Source organism: Lysobacter sp. S4-A87, assembly GCF_022637455.1.
Classification (GTDB): Bacteria; Pseudomonadota; Gammaproteobacteria; order Xanthomonadales; family Xanthomonadaceae; genus Lysobacter_J.
Map to the genome: position 1 here is coordinate 3,513,801 of NZ_CP093341.1, position 24,809 is coordinate 3,538,609.

20 protein-coding genes are annotated in these 24,809 nt (G+C 67.3%); 9 read left to right on the top strand and 11 right to left on the bottom strand.

Features of this window, described 5'->3' with window-relative positions; translation table 11 throughout:
- Positions 1–78: 78 nt before the first annotated feature.
- Entirely contained in the window at positions 79–1,467 is a 1,389-nt protein-coding gene (locus MNR01_RS15895) for a 3-deoxy-7-phosphoheptulonate synthase class II (RefSeq protein WP_241918684.1), read from the top strand.
- Positions 1,468–1,581: 114 nt separating this feature from the next.
- Here the strand turns inward: MNR01_RS15895 and MNR01_RS15900 are convergent, their stop codons facing one another.
- The 3 genes from MNR01_RS15900 to typA form a co-directional block, all read right to left on the bottom strand.
- The gene (locus MNR01_RS15900; protein ID WP_241918685.1) at positions 1,582–3,243 is read right to left on the bottom strand and encodes an amidase; all 1,662 of its coding nucleotides are present in this window, start codon (positions 3,241–3,243) and stop codon (positions 1,582–1,584) included.
- Positions 3,244–3,306: 63 nt separating this feature from the next.
- Positions 3,307–3,777, bottom strand: a complete 471-nt coding sequence (locus MNR01_RS15905; protein ID WP_241918686.1) for a DUF2127 domain-containing protein — start codon at positions 3,775–3,777, stop codon at positions 3,307–3,309.
- Between the two features lie 39 nt (positions 3,778–3,816).
- Positions 3,817–5,646: a translational GTPase TypA gene (typA, locus tag MNR01_RS15910; RefSeq protein ID WP_241918687.1), complete on the bottom strand. Its 1,830-nt coding sequence runs from the start codon at positions 5,644–5,646 to the stop codon at positions 3,817–3,819.
- A 203-nt stretch (positions 5,647–5,849) separates the two neighbouring features.
- Between typA and MNR01_RS15915 the strand changes: the two genes are divergently transcribed.
- The 7 genes from MNR01_RS15915 to MNR01_RS15945 all read left to right on the top strand — a co-directional run bounded on the left by MNR01_RS15915 (position 5,850) and on the right by MNR01_RS15945 (position 14,484).
- On the top strand, positions 5,850–6,347 hold the full coding sequence (locus MNR01_RS15915) for a peptidylprolyl isomerase (protein ID WP_241918688.1): 498 nt from the start codon (positions 5,850–5,852) through the stop codon (positions 6,345–6,347).
- A 377-nt stretch (positions 6,348–6,724) separates the two neighbouring features.
- Positions 6,725–7,930 carry an aminotransferase class I/II-fold pyridoxal phosphate-dependent enzyme gene (locus tag MNR01_RS15920; RefSeq protein WP_241918689.1) on the top strand — a complete coding sequence of 402 codons (1,206 nt, stop codon included), beginning with the start codon at positions 6,725–6,727 and terminating at the stop codon, positions 7,928–7,930.
- Between the two features lie 48 nt (positions 7,931–7,978).
- Positions 7,979–8,965: a malate dehydrogenase gene (locus MNR01_RS15925; protein ID WP_241918690.1), complete on the top strand. Its 987-nt coding sequence runs from the start codon at positions 7,979–7,981 to the stop codon at positions 8,963–8,965.
- A gap of 410 nt (positions 8,966–9,375) precedes the next feature.
- Positions 9,376–11,283, top strand: a complete 1,908-nt coding sequence (gene prpE, locus MNR01_RS15930) for a propionate--CoA ligase (RefSeq protein WP_241918691.1) — start codon at positions 9,376–9,378, stop codon at positions 11,281–11,283.
- Positions 11,284–11,384: 101 nt separating this feature from the next.
- The gene (gene prpB, locus MNR01_RS15935; protein ID WP_241918692.1) at positions 11,385–12,269 is read left to right on the top strand and encodes a methylisocitrate lyase; all 885 of its coding nucleotides are present in this window, start codon (positions 11,385–11,387) and stop codon (positions 12,267–12,269) included.
- A gap of 289 nt (positions 12,270–12,558) precedes the next feature.
- Positions 12,559–13,710 (top strand): 2-methylcitrate synthase, encoded by a 1,152-nt coding sequence (gene prpC / locus MNR01_RS15940; RefSeq protein WP_241918693.1) that lies wholly within the window; start codon positions 12,559–12,561, stop codon positions 13,708–13,710.
- Between the two features lie 231 nt (positions 13,711–13,941).
- Entirely contained in the window at positions 13,942–14,484 is a 543-nt protein-coding gene (locus MNR01_RS15945; protein ID WP_241918694.1) for a hypothetical protein, read from the top strand.
- Between the two features lie 41 nt (positions 14,485–14,525).
- On the opposite strand, the gene MNR01_RS15950 is transcribed toward MNR01_RS15945, so the two are convergent.
- The 7 genes from MNR01_RS15950 to MNR01_RS15980 all read right to left on the bottom strand — a co-directional run bounded on the left by MNR01_RS15950 (position 14,526) and on the right by MNR01_RS15980 (position 22,906).
- Positions 14,526–15,137 (bottom strand): glutathione S-transferase N-terminal domain-containing protein, encoded by a 612-nt coding sequence (locus MNR01_RS15950; RefSeq protein ID WP_241918695.1) that lies wholly within the window; start codon positions 15,135–15,137, stop codon positions 14,526–14,528.
- Positions 15,138–15,265: 128 nt separating this feature from the next.
- Entirely contained in the window at positions 15,266–15,724 is a 459-nt protein-coding gene (locus MNR01_RS15955) for a cell wall hydrolase (protein ID WP_158733560.1), read from the bottom strand.
- 337 nt (positions 15,725–16,061) lie between these two features.
- Positions 16,062–18,137, bottom strand: a complete 2,076-nt coding sequence (locus MNR01_RS15960; protein WP_241918696.1) for an NADPH-dependent 2,4-dienoyl-CoA reductase — start codon at positions 18,135–18,137, stop codon at positions 16,062–16,064.
- 74 nt (positions 18,138–18,211) lie between these two features.
- Positions 18,212–19,231 (bottom strand): zinc-binding alcohol dehydrogenase family protein, encoded by a 1,020-nt coding sequence (locus MNR01_RS15965; RefSeq protein ID WP_241918697.1) that lies wholly within the window; start codon positions 19,229–19,231, stop codon positions 18,212–18,214.
- Between the two features lie 38 nt (positions 19,232–19,269).
- A complete protein-coding gene (locus MNR01_RS15970) occupies positions 19,270–20,295 on the bottom strand; it encodes an aldo/keto reductase (RefSeq protein WP_241918698.1) in 1,026 nt (341 codons plus the stop codon).
- Positions 20,296–20,329: 34 nt separating this feature from the next.
- Positions 20,330–21,622 carry an SGNH/GDSL hydrolase family protein gene (locus MNR01_RS15975; RefSeq protein ID WP_241918699.1) on the bottom strand — a complete coding sequence of 431 codons (1,293 nt, stop codon included), beginning with the start codon at positions 21,620–21,622 and terminating at the stop codon, positions 20,330–20,332.
- Positions 21,623–21,661: 39 nt separating this feature from the next.
- A complete protein-coding gene (locus MNR01_RS15980; RefSeq protein WP_241918700.1) occupies positions 21,662–22,906 on the bottom strand; it encodes an MFS transporter in 1,245 nt (414 codons plus the stop codon).
- A 105-nt stretch (positions 22,907–23,011) separates the two neighbouring features.
- Here MNR01_RS15980 and MNR01_RS15985 point away from each other — a divergent pair, with 105 nt between their 5' ends.
- A complete protein-coding gene (locus tag MNR01_RS15985) occupies positions 23,012–23,917 on the top strand; it encodes a LysR family transcriptional regulator (RefSeq protein WP_241918701.1) in 906 nt (301 codons plus the stop codon).
- Positions 23,918–23,947: 30 nt separating this feature from the next.
- Here MNR01_RS15985 and MNR01_RS15990 read toward each other — a convergent pair whose 3' ends face one another.
- On the bottom strand, positions 23,948–24,739 hold the full coding sequence (locus MNR01_RS15990) for a class III extradiol ring-cleavage dioxygenase (RefSeq protein ID WP_241918702.1): 792 nt from the start codon (positions 24,737–24,739) through the stop codon (positions 23,948–23,950).
- Positions 24,740–24,809 lie beyond the last annotated feature (70 nt).

Consider the following 24,809-nt stretch of genomic DNA (forward strand, 5'->3'; position numbering starts at 1 on the left):
CCTCGGTTGCCGCTGTAACGGTTGCAGCGCGACTGGTGAGCGCCCATAGTGGTTCGCCGCATTGCAGCATTCCGTGTCATGCCCAGCCCAGATCGCAACCTCCGTGCCGTGAACCTGCCCGCCGACTGGGCCCCCCAGTCCTGGCGCAACCGTACTGCGATGCAGTTGCCGCAGTATCCGGACGCGGCTGCGCTCGAGTCGGCGCTGGCCGAACTGCGCGAGCTGCCGCCGCTGGTGACGTCGTGGGAGATCCTCTCGCTCAAGCAGCAGCTGGCCGAGGCACAGGAAGGCAAGCGCTTCCTGCTGCAGGGTGGCGACTGCGCCGAGAGTTTCTCGGCCTGCAATTCCGGCGTGATTTCCAACCGCCTCAAGGTGCTGCTGCAGATGAGCCTGGTGCTCGTCCACGGCATGCGCAAGCCGGTGGTGCGCGTCGGCCGTTTCGCCGGCCAGTACGCCAAGCCGCGTTCGACCGACACCGAGACGATCGGTGAGGTGACGCTGCCGAGTTACCGCGGCGACATGGTCAACGCACCGGAATTCACCGGCGCTGCACGCGCGCCCGATCCGCGCCGGATGATCAAGGCGCATGCGCGCTCGGCGATGACGATGAACTTCGTCCGTGCGCTGATCGACGGCGGTTTCGCCGACCTGCACCATCCCGAATACTGGAACCTCAGCTGGGTCGGTCATTCCGAGCTGGCCGAGGAATACCGGCGCATGGTCACCGCGATCGGCGACGCGGTCCGCTTCATGGAGACGCTGTCGGGCGCGGAAGTACACAACCTCAACCGGGTTGATTTCTACACCTCGCACGAAGCGCTGCTGCTGCCGTACGAAGAATCGCTGACCCGCCAGGTGCCGCGTCACTGGGGCTGGTTCAACCTCAGCACGCATTACCCGTGGATCGGCATGCGCACCGCTGCGGTCGATGGCGCCCATGCCGAGTACTTCCGCGGCATCCGCAACCCGATCGCGCTGAAGGTGGGCCCGTCGGTGACGCCGGACCAGCTGCTGCGCACGATGGACCTTCTCAATCCCGAGGACGAGCCGGGCCGCCTGACCTTCATCCATCGCATGGGTGCGACCGGCATCGCCGAGAAGCTGCCGCCGCTGCTGGATGCGGTGCGTCGCGACGGTCGTCGCGTGCTGTGGGTGTGCGACCCGATGCATGGCAACACCGAGAGCACCAGCAACGGCTACAAGACGCGTCGCTTCCGCAACATCCGCAGCGAAGTGGAGCAGTCGTTCGAGTTGCATGCCGCCGCCGGTACGCGCCTGGGTGGCGTGCACCTGGAGCTCACCGGCGAGGACGTCACCGAGTGCCTGGGTGGCGCGCGCGAGCTGACCGAGAGCGATCTGGAGCGGGCGTACATGTCGACGGTCGATCCGCGCCTGAACTACGAACAGGCGCTGGAGATCGCGATGCTGATCGTGCGCAAGCAGGCGCAGATCGCGGCGCCGGCGTAAGGGCGGGGGCGGGAGCCCCTTGCCGTCGCAAATCGCAACGTCCATGGATCCCCGCCTTCGCGGGGATGACGATCAAGGTCATCCCGGCCTTCGCCGGGATGAGGATCGAATGCGTCAGCCCTTGCTGGTTCCGATCGCTGCCGTCGCCAGGAACTTCGGCGCCTTGCGCGCCTTGGTCTTCTGTTCGAATGCGTACGCCAGCTCGATCAGGCGCGGTTCGCTCCAGGCCGGACCCATGAAGATGATGCCGATCGGCAGGCCGAAGCTGTCGCCCATCGGCACGGTGATGCTGGGCGTGCCCGCCACGGCTGCGGCGCCGTAACCCTCGCCGAGGAAGTGGTCGCCGTTGACCGGGTCGATCAGCCATGCCGGCGCCGTCGCAGGCGCGATCACGGCGTCGAGGTTGTTGGCCGTCAGCGTCGCTTCCAGGCCTTCGGCACCGGCCAGGCGCCGTGCCTTGCTGCGTGCCTCGATATAGCCGATTTCGTCGAGCGCGCCCTTGGCCTGCGCGCGTTCGAACAGCTCCTGGCCGAAGTAGGGCATTTCCTTGCCGGCATTCTTGCGGTTGTAGTCGATCAGCCCGGCCAGCGATGTCACCTGTGCGCCACTGCGCGACAGGTAGCCATCGACGCCGTGCTTGAACTCGTACAGCAGCACGTCCATCTCCGCCTCGTCCCAGCTGCCGGCGCCGGCAATCTCGACGTCGACGACTTCGGCGCCGGCCTTGCGCATGGCCTCGATGCTGCGCTCAAGGGCAGCATCGGCATCGGGGTGGAAGCCCATCGCCTTGCGCAGCACACCGATGCGCGCGCCGCGCAGGCCGTCGGCATTGAGTCTGGCGTGGTAGTCGAACATCGCCCGGCCGGTGCTTTCGGCGGTGGCCGGGTCGGCGTCGTCGCGGCCGACGATCGCCGACAGCAGCACCGCTGCGTCGGCGACGCTGCGCGCCATCGGGCCGGCGGTGTCCTGGCTGTGCGAGATCGGGATGATGCCGTTGCGGCTGACCAGGCCGACCGTCGGCTTGATGCCGACCAGGCCGGCGACCGAGGACGGGCAGATGATGCTGCCGTCGGTCTCGGTGCCGATCGCGGCCGCGGCCAGGCTGGCGGCGATGGCGCTGCCGCTGCCGGAACTGGAGCCGCACGGTGAGCGGTCGAGCGCGTACGGGTTGCGCGTCTGTCCACCGCGCGCGCTCCAGCCGGAGCTCGAGCGCGAGGAACGGAAGTTGGCCCATTCGCTGAGGTTGGTCTTGCCCAGGATCACCGCCCCGGCTTCGCGCAGGCGCGCCACCAGGAAGGCGTCGGTGCGCGGGTGGTTCGAAGCCAGCGCGAGCGAGCCGGCCGAATTCACCATCGGCGTGGCGTCGATGTTGTCCTTGAGCAGGATCGGCACGCCGTGCAGCGGGCCGCGCACGCGTCCGGCCTTGCGCTCTGCATCGCGCGCGTCGGCTTCCTTGAGTGCGTCCGGATTGGTCTCGATCACCGCGTTGAGGCGCGGGCCGGCATCGTCGATGGCGGCGATCTGGTCGAGATAGGCCTGGGTCAGCGCATGGCTGCTGAGTTCGCCGCGTTCCATGCGCGCCTGCAGTTCGGCGATGCCGACCTCGGCGAAGGCAAAACCTCGGGCAGGCGCGGGGCCGGCATTCGCCGACGCGACCGGTACCCCGGGCTTGGATGCAGCAGCACCCGCATCAGGCGCGGCAGCGCGCTGGCAGGCAGGCAACAAGGCGATCATCGTCGCCAAAGACAACGTCATCGATACAGGCAAAGAGCGCATTGCGATTCCCCGGTCGCGGATGGCCGTGGCCGAGCATACGCGAAACTGAACCGCCGTCAGGCCTTATTGGCGACGCTTGACCAGATCGCGTGCCAGCACTGCGACGACGATCAAGTTGACGGCCAGCACGGCCCATGAGGTCCAGCCGGGGTGGTGGTACACCGCGTAGACGTCCAGGGGCAGGTAGATCGCGGCGCTGATGCAGCCCAGCCAGGAGGCCCAGGCCTTGGCCCGCCACAGGCCCCAGGCCTCGAGCATGCGCAGCAGGCCGTAGGCCAGGACCACCGCGGCAGCCAGATGCACGCCGTCGGGATTGATGACCTTGTTCAACCAGGCCAGTGCGCCTTCGTTGGGGTCGAGCTGGAACCGTGCGATCAGCTCATGCAGCCAGCGCAGGAGGGGCGCCGGCCCGAGAAGTTCGAGGCCGCTGGCTGCCAGCAGTGCCAGCAGGCCCTTGGCGGCCTCGAAGATCGCGATGACATGGAGCCCCGGATGCGCGTGCGGATCCGGGTTGTAGTGCTGGGCGTCGGTCATGTTGGCGAGTCGACGCCCTGGTGCGTGCCGTTACGTGGCTCAGGCCGCGCGCGAGGCGCGCTTGCGGTCCGACTCGCTCAGGTGCTTCTTGCGCAGGCGGATTTCCTTCGGGGTGACTTCGACCAGCTCGTCGTCCTCGATGAAGTCCAGGGCCTGCTCCAGCGAGTACTTGATCGCCGGGGTCAGCTTGATCGCGTCGTCCTTGCCCGAGGCGCGCATGTTGGTCAGCGGCTTGGGCTTGATGGCATTGACCGTGAGGTCGTTGTCCTTGGAGTGGATGCCGATCAGCTGGCCCTCGTACACCTGGTCGCCTTCGGCGGCGAACAGGCGGCCGCGCTCTTCCAGCGGTCCGAGCGAGTAGGCCGGGGTGGTGCCGGCGGCATTGGCGATCATCACGCCGTTCTGGCGCTTGGCGATCGCGCCGGTTTCCTTCGGGCCGTAATGGTCGAACACGTGGAACAGCAGGCCCGAACCCTGGGTGAGGGTGCGGAACTCGTTCTGGAAACCGATCAGGCCACGGGCCGGGATCATGTAATCAAGACGCACGCGACCCTTGCCGTCGGACTCCATGTTCTTCAGCTGGCCCTTGCGGACGCCGAGCTTCTCCATGACGCCGCCCTGGTGCTGCTCTTCGATGTCGACCACCAGCTGCTCGACCGGCTCCATCATCTGGCCGTCGATTTCCTTGATGATCACTTCCGGACGCGACACGGCCAGTTCGAAACCTTCGCGGCGCATGTTCTCGATCAGCACCGACAGGTGCAGCTCGCCACGGCCGGAGACCAGGAACTTGTCCGGGTCGGAACCTTCCTCGACCTTCAGCGCCACGTTGTGCAGCGTCTCGCGCTCCAGGCGCTCGCGCAGCTGGCGGCTGGTCAGGAACTTGCCACCGCTGAGTTCCTTGTTGCCGGCGAACGGCGAGTTGTTGACCTGGAAGGTCATCGAGATGGTCGGCTCGTCGACGGTCAGCGCCGGCAGCGCTTCCGGGGCGTCCAGGGCGCAGACGGTGTCGGAGATCGACAGGTCGGCGACGCCGGAGATGGCGACGATGTCGCCGGCCTCGGCTTCCTCGGTCTCCAGGCGCTCCAGGCCCATGAAGCCCAGCACCTGCAGGACCTTGCCCTGGCGCTTCTTGCCTTCGCGGTCGATCACGCTGACCGGCATGTTGCGGCGGACCTTGCCGCGCTGGATGCGGCCGATGCCGATCAGGCCGACGAAGTTGCTGTAGTCCAGCTGGCTGATGCGCATCTGGAACGGGCCGTCCATGTCGACGTCCGGCGGCGCGACGTGCTTCATGATCGCTTCGTACAGCGGGGTCATGTCGCCGTCGCGGGCGCTGTCGTCGAGGCTGGCGTAGCCGTGCAGCGCCGAGGCGTAGACGATCGGGAAGTCGAGCTGCTCGTTGGTGGCGCCGAGCTTGTCGAACAGGTCGAACACCTGGTCGATGACCCAGTCAGGACGCGCGCCCGGACGGTCGATCTTGTTGACCACCACGATCGGCTTGAAGCCCATCGCGAAGGCCTTCTGGGTGACGAAGCGGGTCTGCGGCATCGGGCCGTCCATCGCGTCGACGAGGATCAGCACCGAGTCGACCATCGACAGCACGCGCTCGACCTCGCCGCCGAAGTCGGCGTGGCCTGGGGTGTCGACGATGTTGATGCGGTTGCCCTGCCAGGTGATGGCCGTGTTCTTGGCAAGGATCGTGATGCCACGTTCCTTTTCCTGGTCATTGCTGTCCATCGCGCGCTCGGCCAGCACCGTGCGTTCGGACAGGGTGCCCGACTGCTTGAGCAGGCAGTCAACGAGAGTGGTCTTGCCATGGTCGACGTGGGCGACGATGGCGATATTGCGAAGGCGTTCGATGGACATGCGAAAAGGCCGGCAGACCGGCACTCGGGCGAGGAGGTAGCCGGGCATTATACCCGTCAATGATGACCTCTGCCTGTTCAGCTGGAGGCGCTGCAAGTACCCTTGTCAACGGCCCGGGCCGCCGCCATCTGAACGGCAAGTCTGAACGCTTTTCGCCTGATTCCCCCGCAATTACCCCCCGAACACGTCCAGGAGACGGATTCATGAGCCTGATCGCCACCTTCGACACCGACCGCGGCCCGATCCGCATCGAACTCGCCGCCGACAAGGCGCCGCTGACGGTCGCCAACTTCATCAACCTGGCCCAGCGCGGCTTCTATGACGGGCTGAGCTTCCACCGCGTCATCAACGATTTCATGGTCCAGGGCGGCTGCCCGCTGGGCACCGGCACCGGCGGCCCCGGCTACCGCTTCGAGGACGAGACCCGCAACGGCCTGAGCCACGAGCGCGGCGTGCTGTCGATGGCCAATGCCGGCCCGGGCACCAATGGCAGCCAGTTCTTCATCACCCACGTCCCGTGCCCGTGGCTGGACGGCAAGCACACCGTCTTCGGCGAGGTCCTGGAAGGCCAGCAGATCGTCGACAGCGTCAAGCAGGGCGACACGATCAAGTCGGTCAAGATCGAGGGCGACACCGCCGCCGTGCTGGCCGCCAAGGCTGACCGCGTGGCGGAGTGGAACAAGACGCTCGACGCGAAGTAATCCGGTATGCCGGATTACTCCCCAAGGTTCGCGTTGCGAACCTTGGGCGTTGCTTGGTGCCAATTCCCCGCGCTGCCGCGCAGCCCCTTTACTAAAGGGGCTTGTTGGCGGGGTGGGGTGACGAGTGGCGGTTCGGGCAGGCGCCCGCTCTGGCATTGCCGGGGCGGGCGTTTTCGTTTGCTGTAGCCCGGGTAAGGCCCGCAGGCCGCACCCGGGGCGGTGGTCCGGTTTCCGGGTGCGCTTCGCTTACCCGGGCTACGTCTTGCCCCGTTCGTGCAACGAGATGGTGCGAACCTCCGTGCTAACATTTGCGGGCTCTGGCGGCTGCTTCCGTGCCGTCCACAGCGACCCCACATCGACTCCCAGAGGTTCCCGCGATGCCCCAGCTTGCCCGGCGCATCGGTCGCGCCAAGCCCAGCGCGATCATGCAGGTTGCCGAGAAGGCCAAGCGGCTCAAAGCCGAAGGCCGCGACATCATCAGCTTCTCGATTGGTGTTCCCAACTTCCTCCCCGGCGACCATGTCTATGCCGCGGCGCGTGATGCGCTGAGCAAGGACAGCGGCCAGTACGGCAGCAACCGCGGCGCCGACGCGATGCTCGATGCCTTCATCGAGCACATGGCGAAAATCGGCCTGACCGGCTACGGCCGCGTCAACGTCGCCACCGGCATCGGCGCCAAGCACGTCATCTACAACCTGGCCGAAGCGCTGCTCGACGAAGGCGACACCATCGTCTTCCCGACGCCGTACTGGACCAGCTATCTCGACATCGCCGACATCGTCAACGCGAAGATCGATCTGCTGCCGTGCCCGGCCTCGCAGGACTACAAGCTCACCCCGGCGCAGCTCGATGTCGCGCTGGCGAAGAAGCCCAAGGTGTTCCTGTTCAACAATCCCTCGAACCCGACTGGCATGGTCTATTCGAAGGAAGAGATCGACGCGCTGGCCGACGTCGTCGCCAAGTACCCGGACACCTGGGTCATCACCGACGACATCTACAACCGGATGGTGTTCGACGGCCTGGGCTACCACAACTTCGTGCACTCCCGTCCGGAGCTGCGCGAGCGCGTGATCTTCATCGACTCGCTGTCCAAGACCTACGGCATGCCGGGTTGGCGCGTGGGCTTCATGGCCGGTCCGGAAGCGGTCGCGCAGGCGATCGTGACGATGAACTCCAACCACATCACCAACATCCCGGAGATCGTCAGCGCCGCTGCGGTCGCCGCGCTGTCGGGTCCGCAGGACGTGCCGACGGCCAAGTGCGCCGAGTTCCAGGCCAAGCGTGACCAGGTGATGGCGGTGATGGATTCGATCCCGGGCGTGATCTGCCCGCGTCCGCAGGGTGCGTTCTACGTGTTCCCGGACATCAGCGTCGCCTTCGGCAAGACCCACGGTCCGACCGGTACGAAGATTGGCAACGACGTCGACTTCTGCAACGCGCTGCTGGAAGCCAAGGGCGTGGCCTGCGTGCCGGGTTCGGCGTTCGGCGAGCCGCGCGCGCTGCGCATCAGCTACACCTGCCCGACGCCGCAGCTCGCTCCGGGCCTGCAGCGTTTCCAGGAATTCTTCGCAGAGCTTTCGTAATCCATTGCGGGGCGCGCGTCGCCCCGCTTTTCATTTCAGGAGTTACCCATGAAGACCCCCGTCCGCGTTGCCGTAACCGGTGCTGCCGGCCAGATCGGCTACTCGCTGCTGTTCCGCATCGCTTCCGGCGAAATGCTCGGCAACGACCAGCCCGTCATCCTGCAGATGCTCGAGCTGCCGATGGAGAAGGCCCAGGCCGCGCTCAAGGGCGTGATGATGGAGCTGGAAGACTGCGCGTTCCCGCTGCTGGCCGGCATGGTCGGCACCGATGACGCCGAGGTCGCCTTCAAGGACGCCGACATCGCCCTGCTGGTCGGCGCGCGTCCGCGCGGCCCGGGCATGGAGCGCAAGGACCTGCTGCTGGAGAACGCGAAGATCTTCACCGCGCAGGGCGCTGCTCTGAACAAGGTCGCTTCGCGCGACGTCAAGGTGCTCGTCGTCGGTAACCCGGCCAACACCAATGCCTACATCGCCATGAAGTCGGCGCCGGACCTGCCGGCGAAGAATTTCACCGCGATGCTGCGCCTGGACCACAACCGTGCGCTGTCGCAGCTGGCATCCAAGGCCGGTGTGGCCGTGGCCGACATCGAGAAGCTGGTGGTGTGGGGCAATCACAGCCCGACGATGTACCCGGACTACCGTTTCGCCACGGTCAACGGTGCGTCGCTGAAGGACAAGATCAACGACGCGGACTGGAATGCGAACACGTTCATCCCGCAGGTCGCCAAGCGCGGCGCGGCGATCATCGAGGCGCGCGGTCTGTCGTCGGCGGCTTCGGCCGCCAACGCTGCCATCGACCACATCCGCGATTGGGTGCTGGGCAGCAACGGCAAGTGGGTGACGATGGGCGTGCCGTCGGACGGCAGCTACGGCATTCCGGAAGGCGTGCTGTACGGTGTGCCGGTGACCACGGCCAACGGCGAGTACACCCGTGTCGAGGGTCTGCCGGTCGACGAGTTCAGCCGTGCGGCGATGGACAAGACGCTGGCCGAGCTGGAAGAAGAGCGCGCCGGCGTCGCCCACCTGCTGGGTTGATCAACGGTTGCCGGCTTCGTGCCGGTTGCGCGGAAAAGGCGGCCTTTGGGCCGCCTTTTTTGTTGGCGGTCCCGTCATCCCGGCGAAAGCCGGGATCCATCTTGCCGTCGATCTGACGTCGGGTGCTGGGCTTCGGAGCGGCGTTGTCCGCAGGGGCCGGGAGTGCTCCGTCCCTTCGTCGGGCATCCTGTCCGAAGGCGGGGCGCGGGCCATCCATGGCCCGCTGCTCCGCACTCCCCGCCCCTGCGGACAACGCTCGGGTGAGTCACTGCACTGTCTTCGGTGCGCGAGAACGGCGCTGGGTTCCCGCCTCCACGGGAATGACGGGTCGAGGCAATTTCGACCAAGGTCGTAACGCTTCCTTCCCTCGCTGGTACTAGCCTCGACGGATAGCCGTTGGAGATGCCGCGATGGGTTACGAGGAGTTCTACCGCCGCTCGATCGAACAACCCGAGGAGTTCTGGGCGGAGCAGGCGAAAGCGATCCACTGGCACAAGACGCCACAGCAGATCCTCGACTACACCCACCCGCCATTCCGCAAATGGTTCGCCGGCGGCGAAACCAACCTGTGCTACAACGCCGTCGATCGCCACCTCGACGAGCGTGGCGAGCAACTGGCACTGGTGGCCATCTCCTCGGAAACCAACGTCACCCGGGAAATCACCTACCGCCAGCTGCACGCCGAAGTGAACACTTTCGCCGCCGTGCTCAAGTCGCTCGGCGTCGGTCGCGGCGACCGTGTCGTGATCTACATGCCCAACATGGCCGAAGCCGTGTTCGCGATGCTGGCCTGTGCGCGCATCGGTGCGGTGCATTCGGTCGTGTTCGGCGGATTCGCTGCGCACAACCTGGCGCTGCGAATCGACGATGCCAAACCCAGGCTCCTCATCTGTGCCGACGCCGGCATGCGTGGTGGCAAGGTCATCGCCTACAAGCCGCTGGTGGATGCCGCCTGCGATGAGGCTGCTTCACCCCCGCCGCACGTGCTGGTTGTGAGTCGCAACCTTGATCACGGATACAGCGTTGTCGACGGGCGCGATGCCGATTACGCCACGCTGCGCAACACGCACGAAGGCGCGCAGGTCGATGTCGAATGGCTGGAGTCCAACGAGCCGAGCTATCTGCTCTATACCTCCGGCACCACTGGCAAACCCAAGGGCGTGCAGCGCGACGTCGGCGGTTATGCGGTGGCGATGGCGCTGTCGATGTGGTCGATCTACGACGTACGCGCCGGCAAGGTGATGTTCTCCACCTCCGATGTCGGCTGGGCAGTCGGGCACTCGTACAACGTCTACGGACCGCTGATTGCCGGTGCCACTTCGGTGCTCTACGAAGGGCTTCCGACCAACCCGGATCCGGGCATCTGGTGGCGCATCTGCGAGCAGTACGGCGTGCGCACGATGTTCTCCTCGCCCACCGGCATCCGCGTGCTCAAGAAGCAGGATCCGTCATGGCTGACCAAGCACGACCTGTCGAAGCTGCACTGGTTGTTCCTCGCCGGTGAGCCGCTCGACGAGCCGACCGCGCACTGGATCACCGACGGCATCGGCAAGACCATCATCGACAACTACTGGCAGACCGAAACCGGCTGGCCGGTGCTGTCGTTGATGCCGGGCCTGGACATGAAGCCGGTGAAGTTCGGATCGCCCGGGCTGCCGACGCCTGGCTACAAACTGCGCGTGATCGACGACAACAGCGGCGACGATGTCGCGCCGGGGCAGAAGGGCGTGCTGGTGATCGAGCCGCCATTGCCGCCGGGCTGCCTGACCACGGTGTGGAACGACGATGCGCGTTTCCTGTCGAGCTACTTCAGCCATTTCAAGCAACTGGTGTACAGCTCGCTCGACTGGGCGATCCGGGACGAGGACGGCTACACCTTCATCCTCGGCCGCACCGACGACGTCATCAACGTGGCCGGACACCGCCTGGGCACGCGCGAGATCGAGGAGTCGTGCTCGACCCATCCCAGCGTCGCCGAGGCGGCGGTGATCGGCGTGCATGACGAGCTCAAGGGGCAGGTGCCGGTGGTGTTTGCCACGCTCAAGCAGGCGCTGGCCGGCGAGTCGGCGGCGCAGGCGGCGGCGAGCATGCAGCAGCGGGTGGTCGAGCAGCTGGGCGGCGTGGCCCGGCCGGCGCGGGTGTATGTCGTCAACGCCTTGCCCAAGACGCGCTCGGGCAAACTGCTGCGGCGCTCGATCCAGGCGCTGGCCGAGAACCGGGACCCCGGCGACCTGTCGACGCTGGACGACCCGGGGGCGCTGGACGAGGTGCGACGGGCGCTGGAGCGGGGGGCGGATTCGGGTGGTGAGAAGTCGTAGCCGTCATCCCCGCGAAGGAGGGGGCCACCCATCGCCACCACCGCCAGGGCCGACGCCGTCGCCCGAGGTGGCCTAAAATGCCCCTTCAACCAGGAGATGACATGACTTCGCAAGCCTCCGCCGGTGCTCGTTTCCGCGCCGCCGTTTCTGAAGAATCCCCGCTGCAGGTGATGGGTGCCATCACCGCCTACGCCGGCCTGATGGCCAAGCGCGTGGGCTACAAGGCCCTGTACCTGTCCGGTGGCGGCGTCGCCGCCAACTCGCTCGGCGTGCCGGACCTGGGCATCAGCACCATGGAAGACGTGCTCACCGACGCGCGCCGGATTGTCGACGCCACGCAGATGCCGTTGCTGGTCGACATCGACACCGGCTGGGGCGGCGCATTCAACATCGGGCGCACCGTCAAGTCCTTCATCAATGTCGGCGTCGCCGCCGTGCACATGGAAGACCAGGTCGGGCAGAAGCGTTGCGGCCACCGTCCGGGCAAGGAAGTGGTGCCGATGTCGGAGATGGTCGATCGCGTCAAGTCGGCGGTCGATGCGCGTACCGACTCCAGCTTCGTGATCATGGCCCGCACCGACGCGGCCGCGGTCGAAGGCATCGATTCGGCGATCGAGCGCGCCTGCGCGTACGTCGAGGCCGGTGCCGACATGATCTTCCCCGAGGCGATGAACACGCTCGAGGACTACCGCCGCTTCAAGGCTGCGGTGAAGGTGCCGATCCTGGCCAACCTGACCGAGTTCGGCTCGACCCCGTTCTTCACCACCGACGAGCTGCGCCAGGCCGGTGTCGACATCGCCCTGTACTGCTGCGGCGCGTATCGCGCCATGAACAAGGCGGCGCTGAACTTCTACGAGACGGTACGCCGCGAGGGCACGCAGAAGAGCCTCGTGCCGACCTTGCAGACGCGCGCTGAGCTCTATGACTACCTGGGCTACCACGCATACGAAGACAAGCTCGATGCGCTGTTTGCGCGCGAGAAGTAAGCAAGAAGGATGGAAGTGGTCGGCCGACGGAGCGTACAGGGCCTCGACGTTGAGTCCCCCTGTCCCTATCTCCGCCGGCGCGTCCGTCCGCCCTGCGACCGCGACGGGCGCGATACTGGCCCGCCACGGTCGCGTGCGACCTGCCCGTCGCAACTTGGCTTAACCCCCTGCTTTTAGCGGCACTTCCAGCATCTATCTGCAGCTAACCGCGTTATCCCTGAGAACGACGGCCCTTGGCGGGACCGGACAAGAAATCCCCCGCCACCGTGGCCGAATGAGGAGACAAGCAATGAGTGACTCGGCACAGAACCTGCCCAAGGCCAAGAAATCCGTCGCCCTGAGCGGCACCGCCGCGGGCAATACCGCCCTGTGCACCGTCGGCCGCAGCGGCAACGACCTGCATTACCGCGGCTACGACATCCACGACCTGGCGACCAAGTCGACGTTCGAGGAGGTCGCGCACCTGCTCGTGCACGGCGCCCTGCCGACGGTGTCGCAGCTCAAGGCCTACAAGGCCAAGCTCAAGCGCCTGCGCGGCCTGCCGGCGATCGTCTCCGAAGCGCTGGAGCTGGTGCCGGCCAATGCGCATCCGATGGACGTGCTGCGCACCGGCTGCTCGGTGCTGGGCACCGTGCTGCCCGAGCGCGAAGGCCATCCTGCTTCGGAAGCGCGCGACATCGCCGACAAGCTGATCGCCAGCTTCGGTTCGATGCTGATCTACTGGTGGCACTTCACCCGCAACGGTCGCCGCATCGATGTCGAGACCGACGACGACAGCGTCGCCGCGCACTTCCTGCACCTGCTGCACGGCGAGCCGCCGAGCGCGCTGCATGCCGACTCGCTCGACAAGTCGCTGATCCTCTACGCCGAGCATGAGTTCAATGCCTCGACGTTCACCGCGCGCGTGATTGCCGGCACCGGTTCGGACCTGCATTCGTGCCTCACCGGCGCGATCGGTGCGCTGCGCGGTCCCAAGCACGGCGGCGCGAACGAAGTGGCGATGGACATCATCAGCCGCTACAGCAGCGCCGACGAGGCCGAGGCCGATATCCGCGCGCGCATGGAGCGCAAGGAAATCGTCATCGGCTTCGGCCACCCGGTGTACACCATCGGCGATCCGCGCAATCCGATCATCAAGGAAATCTCGCGCAAGCTGTGTGCCGAGGGTGGAAACCAGATGCTGTTCGACGTGTCCGAGCGCATCGAGAACCTGATGATGGACACCAAGAAGATGTTCCCGAACCTCGACTGGTACAGCGCATCGGCCTACCACATGATGGGAATCCCGACGCCGATGTTCACGCCGCTGTTCGTGATCGCACGCACCACCGGCTGGAGCGCGCACGTGATCGAGCAGCGCGAGGACGGCAAGATCATCCGTCCGAGCGCGAACTACGTTGGCCCGGAAGATCGCGCTTACGTGGCGATCGACAAGCGCTGAGGTCGACGGCAGCCCTCATCCGCCCCGCGGGCACCTTCTCCCCACGCGCGGGAGAAGGGACTGAGGCCCCTCTCCCTCCGGCGGGAGAGGGGTTGGGGTGAGGGCGGGGCGGCGCAGCGCCAGCCCGACCATTCGCCTTTCGTCTGATACCCCCCATCGGCCGTCCCCCAGGCCCGCCGCCCATGGCATATTCAGCCACGCCTTTCGTGGCCGATGGTTTTAGGGGAAGCCATGCGCGATGACGAAGTGCCGAACAAGACCGATGCCGGGCGCGATGAGATCCAGCAGCGCACCCGCAAACTGCCCAACGTATTGCGTTCGATCCTGCTGCTGGTCGATGGCCAGCGCAGCGCCGGGCAACTGCGCGACGTGATTGCCGGATTGCGTGGTCCGCCCGATGCGCTCGAACAACTGCGTTCATTGGGGTTGGTCGACGTACCGCAGACCATGGCGGCCGCGGCCGCTGCATCCATACCTGGCCGGGAGTTTTCCGGTCGGGTCACAGGGCAGGTCTCCACTGCGGCAGTCGCCGCTGGCGTCGGTGCGGCGCCGGTGACCGGCGGCTACGCTCCGCTGTACACGCTGATGTCGGATACCGTGCGCGAGCACCTGGGTCTGCGCGGGTATTTCCTGCAGCTCAAGATCGAGCGCTGCACCGATGTCGGCGAATTGCTGGCGTTGCTGCCGGACCTGAGCACGGCCCTGGCCAAGGCCCACAACGTCGGCTTCGCCGGTGAAATGGAGCGGCGCATGCGCTCGCTGGTGACGGCCTAGGCCGTCACCACGCCAGCAACGCCGCTACGCGTCTTGCAGGCTCATGCCAGCCCTTCGTCCTTCAGCGCCTTCTGCACGCCGGGGTCGGCCTCCATGCGTTGCCTGAAGGTCGCCAGGTTGGCCAGGCCGCCCAGGTCGATGCCCAGGCCGTCGGCCCAGCGCAGGGTGATGTAGAGGTAGGGGTCGGCAAAGCTGCGGAAACCGGCCAGCCACTGCTTGCCCGCAAGCTGCTTGTCGGCAGCCTCGAACAGGCTGCGCACGCGCTTGCGCGCGGTGGCCTTGACCGCGTCGAACTGGGCCTGGTCTTCGATGAAGGCGGCCGGGCCGAACAGCGGCTTGAACGCCGGGTGCAGGTCGGAATTGACGAAGGCGAGCCAGCGGGCCGCCTCGCCGCGCTGGCGCGCGCTGCCGTCGCCGGCAAGACCGGCTTCGGGATAGCTGTCGGCGATATAGCCCATGATCGCGGCGTTCTGGGTCAGCACGAAGTCGCCGTCGACGACCGCCGGCACCGCACCGGTCGGGTTGATCGCCAGGTAGGCGGGGGCCTTCATCGAGTCCTTGTCCAGGATCTCGTACTCGAACGGCTGGCCGGTCCACTCCAGGGCGATGTGGTCGGCAGTCGAGCAGGCGCCGGGCTTGGTGTAGAGCTTCATTGCGAACTCCGCGGGGGGCGATGAATCAAGCACTATCGCCGACTCGCCACGCGTGCTCAACGCCACGGCTGAAACGCAGCGGGAGCGCATTCAGCACTCCCGCGGAACCCATTACTGTGTTTTGCCGCTCAGGTGCGACGCGGCTTCAGCGACTGCACCTTGTAGAAGGTGTGGTCGCCGATCGTGGCCACCTGGTAGGCGGTGCGCCAGCTCGGGCTGGCGATCGCGTGGGCGGCGAAGTGACTGGCGCCGGGCACGATCTCCTTGCGCTGGCCGGGCGGCAGGGCCCAGTTGCGCTCGGCATCCAGGGCGACCGTGACGGCCTCGCCCCACGCCTCGGTGTTGGTCAGGCGCGTGCCAGGGGCCACCAGGGTCGGTGCGAACTGCTTGCGGGCCGTGACCACGTCACAGACCGTGTTGCCCCACAGGCCGCTATCGCGGCGGCGCAGGGCCACTTCCGCCACGGCCTTCTGGCCGCGCACGGACTGGTCGCGGGCTTCCAGGTAGACGGTGGTGCTCAGGCACAGCGAATCGGCGGTTTGTGGCGGAAGCACAGAGGCCAGCCACAGGATCCAAGCCAGTTTCATCTAATCGGACTCCTTGCTCCGTTGCGCCGTTCCACAGCGCGGTCGCCGTCCCTGTTGGGAAACACGGCAACTGCGGCGCGAACCGGCATGGCGTACTGGGGAGGGCAGCGGGCTCTGCGGCACGCTTTTGCCCCTTCACCTAAACCGCGCAAAGGCGCGGGCGGTGTGGGTCGCCACCAAGGGGGTGGCTGAAAAGTTGGCGCAAGGTAGCGGCGGAAGTATAAATGCCAGCTGAATGGCTAATTCGTAACCATCGGATTGTCTTGGGTTTTTTATCTGAACAGGCGGCTGAAAGCCCCGTCCCATGGGGCTCTCAGCACTTGGGCGTCGGCGCGGTTCACAGCGTCGCGGCGAGCCGTGAGGCCTGTGCGATGGCGCGTTTTGCGTCGAGTTCGGCCGCCACATCGGCCCCTCCGATCACGTGGGTCACCTTGCCGGTGCCCCCCAATTGCGCCGCCAGCGGCTTGAACGGCTCCTGACCCGCGCAGATCACGACGTGGTCGACCGGCAGGGTCTGGTCGCTGCCGTCGACCCGGATATGCAGGCCGTCGTCGTCTACCCCGAGGTACTCGACGCCGCCGAGCATCCGCACCTTCCTGGCCTTGAGCGTGGCGCGGTGGATCCATCCGGTGGTCTTGCCCAGGCGGGCGCCCGGACGGCCCGGGCTGCGCTGCAACAGCCAGACCTCGCGCGCTGGCGGCTCCGGCTGCGCCGCCGCCAGGCCGCCGCGGCTGGTGCCTTCATAACCCAGGTCGACGCCCCACTCGGCGCGCCAGCGGGCCGCGTCGACGGCGTCCGGATCAGTCGGACCCGGGCGGTGCACCAGGAACTCGGCGACGTCGAAACCGATGCCGCCGGCGCCGATCAGGGCGACCTTGCGTCCCGGCACCACGCGGCCGCTGAGGACGTCCAGGTAGCTGACCACCTTGGGGTGGTCGGCGCCGGCAATGTCGACCTCGCGCGGACGGATGCCGGTGGCCAGCACGACGTCGTCGAAACCGGCGAGGGCGTCTGCATCGGCGCGGCTGTTCAAGCGCAGCTCGACGCCGGTCTGCTCGATGCGGCGGCTGAAGTAGCGCAGGGTCTCGTGGAACTCTTCCTTGCCCGGGATGCGCTTGGCCAGGTTGAACTGGCCACCGATCTCGCTGCCTGCTTCGAACAGGGTGACGCGGTGGCCGCGCTCGGCCGCGACTGTCGCGCAGGCCAGGCCGGCCGGGCCGGCGCCGACGACAGCGATGCGACGCGGCGACGCCGTCGGCGTGTAGTTGAGTTCGGTTTCGGCGCAGGCGCGCGGGTTGACCAGGCAGCTGGCGGTCTTGTTCTCGAACACGTGGTCCAGGCAGGCCTGGTTGCAGGCGATGCAGGTGTTGATGTCGTCGGCGCGCTGCTCGCGCGCCTTGTTGACCCACTGCGGGTCGGCCAACAGCGGCCGCGCCATCGACACCATGTCGGCATCGCCGCTGGCCAGCACGCGCTCGGCGACCTGCGGCATGTTGATGCGGTTGGTGGTGATCAGCGGCAGCGACACGTGCGGCTTCAGGCGTCCGGTGATGCCAGTGAACGCGGCGCGCGGCACGGAGGTGGCGATGGTCGGAATGCGCGCCTCGTGCCAGCCGATGCCGGTGTTGATCAGGGTCGCGCCGGCGGCTTCAACGGCATTGGCCTGCTGCACCACTTCATCCCATGCCAGGCCTTCGTCGACCAGGTCGAGCATCGACAGGCGATAGACGATGATGAAATCCGGTCCGCACGCCTCGCGGATGCGGCGGACGATCTCGACGGCAAAGCGCATGCGCTTGCTGGCGTCGCCGCCCCAGGCATCGTTGCGCTTGTTGGTGCGCGGCGCGGTGAACTGGTTGAGCAGGTAGCCCTCCGAGCCCATCACTTCGACGCCGTCGTAGCCGCCTTCGCGGGCGAGCTGGGCGGAGCGGACGAAGGCACGGATCTGGCGCTCGACGCCGCCGGCCGACAGGGCGCGCGGCGTGAACGGATTGATCGGCGCCTTGAGCTTGCTCGGCGCCACCTGCAGCGGGCTGTAGCCGTAACGGCCGGCGTGCAGGATCTGCAGGCAGATGCGGCCGCCGTGGCCGTGCACGGCGGAGGTGACCTGGCGGTGACGGCGCACTTCCCACGGCCAGCGCAGGGTGCCGCCGAACGGCTTGAGCCAGCCGGCCAGGTTGGGCGAGAAGCCACCGGTGACGATCAGGCCGACGCCACCGGCGGCACGTTCGCCGAAATAGGCCGCCAGCTTGGGGAAGTCGGCGGCCTTGTCCTCCAGCCCGGTGTGCATCGAGCCCATCAGCACGCGGTTGCGCAGGGTGCAGAAACCCAGGTCGAGTGGCTCGAACAGGCGGGGGTAGAGCGGGTGCGGGGTGGCGGTGCTTTCGAAGCTCAGGGGGCTGGCGGCCGTCATGGCGAATACGCTGGCGTACGGAAGCCGGCACCATGCCGGGAAAGCGGGCCGGCGGCAAGCACCGGCCAGCCTGGCTACCAGCCCGACAGCACCAGCTTGCCGATCGTCGTGCCCGATTCCAGGCGCCGGTGCGCCTCGCGCAGGTTGGCCGCATTGATCGGGCTGAGCGCGTCGTGCCGGGTGCCGCGCAGTTCGCCGCCGTCGATCAGGGCGGCGACCCGGTCGAGGATGCGGCCCTGCTCGTCCATGTCGGCGGTGCCGAAGCGGGTGCGGGCGAACATCATTTCCCAGTGGATGCCGATGCTCTTGGCCTTGTACGGATCGCCGATGCGCAGCGGCGCGGACGGCTCCACGATCAGGCCGACATGGCCGAGCGGGGCCAGCAGCTCGCCCAGCACCTCCCAGTAGCGCACCGTGTCGGCGAGGTTGAGTGCTGCGTCGATCGAGGGGAAACCCAGCGCCGCAAGCTGGGGCGGCAAGGGTTGGCGATGATCGATGACGTGGTGCGCGCCCATGGCCTTGCACCACTCGACGGTTTCGCTGCGCGATGCAGTGGCAATGACGGTGAAGCCGGCACGACGCGCCAGCTGGATCGCGATCGAGCCGACGCCTCCGGCACCGGCGATGACCAGCAGCGTCTTGCGGCTGCCGCCGCCTTCGCTGTCGAACGGCATGCGCTGGAACAGCAGCTCCCATGCAGTCAGGGCAGTCAGCGGCAGCGCCGCCGCCTGCGCGGCGTCGAGCGACCTGGGTGCGTGGCCGACGACGCGCTCGTCCACCAGCTGCAGTTGCGCGTTGCTGCCGGGGCGGGTGATGTCGCCGGCGTAGTAGACGCGATCACCTGGACGGAATCGACTGACGTTTTCGCCGATGGCTTCAACCACCCCGGCGGCGTCGTAACCGAGCACCTTCGGTTGCGCTTCCACTTGCGGCTTGGGCGAGCGCACCTTGGTGTCGACCGGATTGACCGAGACGGCTTCGACGCGCACGAGCAGGTCGTGGCCGGTGGGCGCGGCAGGGTCGGGAAGGTCGACGTCGACGAGCGATTCCGGGTCGTCGATGGGAAGGTAACGGGTGAGGGCTATGGCTTTCATGTGGGATGTCGGTATCTGCTGTGTGGTGCCTGGGCGCATCAGACCGGCGACGGATTGCGTTCGCCAAAACCGGCCTGGTGCCAGTACGGATACACCGGCGTCACCGCGCTGGCCTCGTCGAGCGCGGCGACCTGATCGGCCGTCAGGCTCCAGCCGACCGCGCCAAGGTTCTGCAGCAGCTGCTCCTCGGTGCGCGCACCGATCACCACGGTCGACACCGTCGGTCGCTGCAGCAACCAGTTCAATGCGATCTGCGGCACCGTCTTGCCGGTTTCGGCAGCGATGACGTCGAGCGCGTCGACGACGCGGTAAAGACGCTCCTCATCGACCGGCGGGCCGTAATCGGCGGTGGCCGACAGCCGCGTCACGTCCGGACGCGGCTGGCCGCGGCGGATCTTGCCGGTGAGGCGGCCCCAGCCCAGGGGGCTCCACACCACCGCGCCAACGCCCTGGTCGAGGCCGAGCGGCATCAGCTCCCACTCATAGTCGCGACCGATCAGTGAGTAGTACGTCTGGTTGGCGACGTAGCGCGACCAGCCATGGCGCTCGGACACGGACAGCGACTTCATCAGGTGCCAGCCGGAGAAGTTCGACACACCCAGGTAGCGGATCTTGCCGGCACGAACCATGTTGTCGAGCGTCGACAGCGTTTCTTCGATGGGCGTGCGCGCGTCGAAGCCGTGCAGCTGGAACAGGTCGATGTAGTCGGTGCCAAGTCGCTTGAGCGCGTCGTCGACGGTGTTGATCAGGTGGAAGCGCGAGGAACCGACATTGTTGGGGCCGTCGTCGAAGCGGAATGTGGCCTTGGTCGAGATCAGCACCTTGTCGCGGCGATTCTTGATGGCAGCGCCGAGGATGCTTTCGGCCAGGCCGCCCGAATAGACATCGGCGCTGTCGAACATGTTGAGGCCGGCGTCGAGGCAGATGTCGACCAGGCGCGTGGCCTCGGCGATGTCGGTGTTGCCCCACGAGCCAAACAGTTCGCCCTTGCCGCCGAACGTGCCGGTGCCGAAGCTCAACGCGGGGACGCGAAAGCCGGAGTTGCCGAGAAAACGGTAGTCCATCGTTGCGATTCCTGGAGTCAGTGTGCGTGGAAAGTCAATGCGCGTAGTCTGCGGAAGCGGCGACCGCCGGTTCGTCGCCGAGCAGGGCACCCAGATCGATCGACTCGGCCATCGCCTGGTAGCCGGCATCGCCGGGGTGCAGATGGTCGCCCGAGTCGTAGGCGGCCAGGAAACGCGCTGGGTGTGACGGGTCGCGGGTGACCTTGTCGAAATCCAGCACCGCGTCGAATTCGCCGCTGTCGCGGATCCAGGCGTTGACGGCCTGGCGCACGCGCTCCTTGTCGGCGCCGTAGTAGCCGCGCATCGGCGTGTCCTGCAGGGCGCCTTCAAACGGTGTCAGGGTCGCACCGACGATGCGCACGCCGCGTGTATGCGCCCGGGCGATCAGCTGGCGGTAGCCGGCGATCAGGTCCTCGGCGCGTGCGGCCGGGTCCGATGGCGCGAATGCCGTGCCGTTCCAGCCGATGTCGTTGATGCCGATGAAGACCACGGCCGCGGCCAGGCCCGGCTGGGACAGCACGTCGCGCTCGAAGCGGGCCAGCGCATTGCTGCCCATCTTGTCCTGCAGCAGGCGCGCGCCGGAGATGCCGGCATTGAGCACGGCGACGTCCTGTCCGGCCAGGCGGCGGGCGAGGAAGTCGGGCCAGCGGCGGTTGTGGTCCACCGTCGACATGTTGCCGTCGGTGATCGAGTCGCCCAACGCCACCACGCTGCGCGTGCTCGGCGCGGCCTGCACCTGGATGGCCGACAGGAACACGCGCGTGCTCAACGTCGTCTCGGCTTTGATCGCCGACGCAGCGGTCTGGTCGCCAGCACCGACGTAGGTGGTCTGGCGCGCGTCCCAGTGGAACGTCGCCGGCGGCGTCGGCTCGGGCAGGTAGAGGCTGACCGCGACATCGCCCAGTGCCGGCACGTCCAGGTCGACCGGATCGCTGAGCATCGGCGCACCCGGTGGAATGGTCACCGAGATCTTTCCGCCGAAGGTAAGCGGCCGATCGCTGGCGGCGACGATGCGGCCTGCGGACGCGCTGCCTGCGATGCGTGCCGCGCCGATCCGCAACGGCTGCGTGCCGTATTCGTTCGACAGCAACACGCGCACACGGCGTCCGCCGATGCTGACGCGTGCGGTCTGCCGCACGGTCTGGTTCCATAGGTTGTAGGGGACGTTGGTCGGCAGCACGAAGTCGCCGGCCCAGAGCGGTTGCGGGCTGGCCGTCCAGGTCGTGGCCCAGGTTGTCGGTGCATCGGCAGTCGATTGCGCCGGCGCGATACCGGACGCTGCCATCAGCAGGGTGGCCAGCACGGTGCGGGAAACAAGGGGATTCATGACACGCAATTCCTTCGCGAGTGGATGGATACAGCGGATTCAGGGGCGCTCGGGCACGCAGCCGGTGGGCAGCTGCGCGCTGCGTTCGTGCGCGCTTTCCAGGCGCACGCTCCACAGCGCGACGGCCAGGCCGGCCACGGTCACGACTGCTGCCGCCCATGTCACTGCTTGCAGGCCCGGGCCACGTTCGATGACAACGCCACCGAGCCAGGCGCCCATGGCATTGCCAAGGTTGAAGGCGGCGATGTTGAAGCTCGAGGCGAGGTTCTGGCCGGCACCCGATGCATGGCGCAGCACGCGCAGCTGCAAGGGCGAGACCGTGGCGAACGCAGCGATGCCGAGCGCGGTGATGAAGGCGACGATGGCGAACTGGTTGTGCAGCGCGAAGCTCATCAACGCCAGCACGATGGCCAGCGCAGCCAGCGTGCCCAGCAGCGCCGGTGTCGGCTTGCGGTCGGCGAGATGGCCGCCGAGCAGGTTGCCCACGACCATGCCGGCACCGAACAGCAGCAGGATCGGCGACACCGCCGCTTCGGAGAATCCGGCAATGCCGGTCAGCAACGGCTGGATGTAGGTGATCACGACGAACACACCGGCGAAGCCGAGCATCGTCATCAGCAGGCCAAGCAGGACCTGCGGACGCACGATCGTGCGCAGCTCGTCGCGTACCGCCACCGGCGCCTGCTGGTCGCGACTGCGCGGCACCAGCAGCGCGATCACCAGCAGCGAAGCGACACCGACCACGCTCATCGCCCAGAAAGTGGACCGCCAGCCCAGGTGCAGTCCGAGCCAGGCGCCAGCCGGCATGCCCAGCAGCGTTGCCAGGGTCAGGCCGGAGAACATGATGGAAATCGCCGAGGCCTTGCGGTCGGCCGGCACCAGGCCGGTGGCCACCACCGCGCCAACACCGAAGAAGGTGCCGTGCGTCAGCGAAGTCAGCACGCGTGCGGCCATCAGCGTGGTGTAGTCCGGCGCCAGCGCGCAGGCCGCATTGCCGATCGTGTAGATCGCCATCAGCGCCAGCAGCACCGCCTTGCGCGGCATGCGGCGGGTCAACAGGGTCAGGATCGGGGCGCCGACGAACACGCCCAGCGCGTAGCCCGACACCAGCATGCCGGCGGCGGCGATCGAGACCTGCAGGTCGGCCGCGACCTGCAGCAGCAGGCCCATGATCACGAACTCGGCGCAGCCAATGCCGAACGAACCGGCGGTCAGGGCATACAGCGCCACCGGCATCCGGTTGGAGGAGGGGGCGGGTAGGGATGGGGCGGAGGCGAGGGCCATGATGCGACGTCCACTCTTAAAGAGAAGGTGCGCAGGCTAGGCCGTTGCATATTCTTACGAAACCGCCAATATGGCTAATCAGTTTCAATGAAACGTTGATAATCCATGGATCGCATCGGCGATATCGGCCTTTTCCTGCGCGTGCTCGACCTGGGCTCGATCAGCGCCGCCGCCCGCAGCCTCGACCTGTCGGTCGCCGTGGCCAGCCAGCGCCTCAAGCGGCTCGAGCGCGACCTCGGCGTGCCCCTACTGCACCGGACCACGCGCCGCCTGCACGCCACGCCTGAGGGCGCCGCGCTGGCCGAGCAGGGGCGGGCGCTGGTCGAGGACCTGGAGACCCTCACCAGCAGCCTGGGGCTGGGAGGCAGCGAGATCACCGGCACGCTGCGGGTGACGACCTCGGCCTCGTTCGGGCGGCTGTACGTGTCGCCCCTGGTACCCGAGTTCCTCGAACGCCATCCGCGGGTGCGGCTCAGCCTCAATCTCAATGACCAGATGGTCGACCTGGTCAGCTCCGGCTTCGACCTGGCGATCCGCATAGGAGAACTCGCCGACTCCAACCTGGTCGCGCGCCGGCTGGCGCCGAATCGACGCGTGCTGTGCGCATCGCCCGCATATCTGCGCCGCCACGGCACGCCGCGCACCCCGCAGGAACTGGCCGAACACGACTGCGTGATGCTGGTCGGCAGCCAGGGACGACAGGACGTGTGGCGGATGAGTGACGGTGCCGGCGGCGAAGTCGCGGTGCGCGTGCACGGCCGCATCGAAAGCAACTACGGCGAAGTCGTGCGCGATGCCGCCGTTGCCGGTCTCGGCATCGCCCTGCATTCGACCTGGCATGCGTCCGATGACCTGCGCAGCGGTCGCCTGCAGGTCGTGCTGGCCGACTATCCGGTGTCCGAGACCGGCATCTACGCGGTGATGCCGCAGCGCCGGCTGGTTCCACCGCGCGTGCGCGCGTTCGTCGACTTCATGGACGAGCGGCTGGCGCAGGTGTTGCCGCGGGATTGACGGGCAACCGCGGCATGCGCACGCCGCGGCTCAATCGAACGCAAACGCGTCCAGCGACAACGTGCCCAGCTGGTGCGAACGATGGATCGTGCGCACGGCGGGCGTGTCGCCGGCGGCGCCGAGCGCGACGAACAGCGGCATCAGGTGTTCGACCGTGGGATGCGCGTGATGTGCGTGCGGCGCGCGCCGTTGCCAGTCCAGCAGTGCCGGCCAGTCGTGCGCCGACAGCATCGTGTGCATCCAGTCGCCGAACTCCTGCGCCCATGGCGCCAGCGGTGCCTGCGGATGATTCCAGTCGAGGTCGCCGAGGTTGTGCACGAAGCCGCCCGATCCGATCACCAGCACGCCTTCGTCGCGCAGCGGCGCCAGCGCCTGGCCCAGCGCGTAGTGCTGCGCCGCATCGCCGTGCGGCATCACCGAGACCGGAACCACCGGCACGTCGGCGTCGGGATACATGCGCAGCATCGGCACCCAGACGCCATGGTCGAGGCCGTGGTTCTCGCGTACGCGCGGATTGAGCCCGGCATCGGCAAGGCGCTGTGCAATCTGTTCTGCCAAGTCGGGCGCGCCCGGAGCCGGGTAGCGGATCTGGTACAGCGCTTCGGGAAAGCCGCCGAAGTCATGCACCGTGTGCGGCTGGATATGCCCGCCCACCATCGGCCGGTCGGTCATGAAATGCGCCGAGACGACCACGACCGCCCTCGGCCACGGCAGCTGTCGCCCGAGGCCGTCGAGGAAGCGGCCGGCCGGTGAATCCTCCACGGCCAGCATCGGCGAGCCGTGGGAGAGGAACAGGGTCGGAAGGCGGGTAGGGACGTCCATGGATAAAGGGTGGGCCTGCGGCGCGGCTTTTCCAAGCGCCATGGGCGTGCCGGTGCGTTCCGTTGCCACC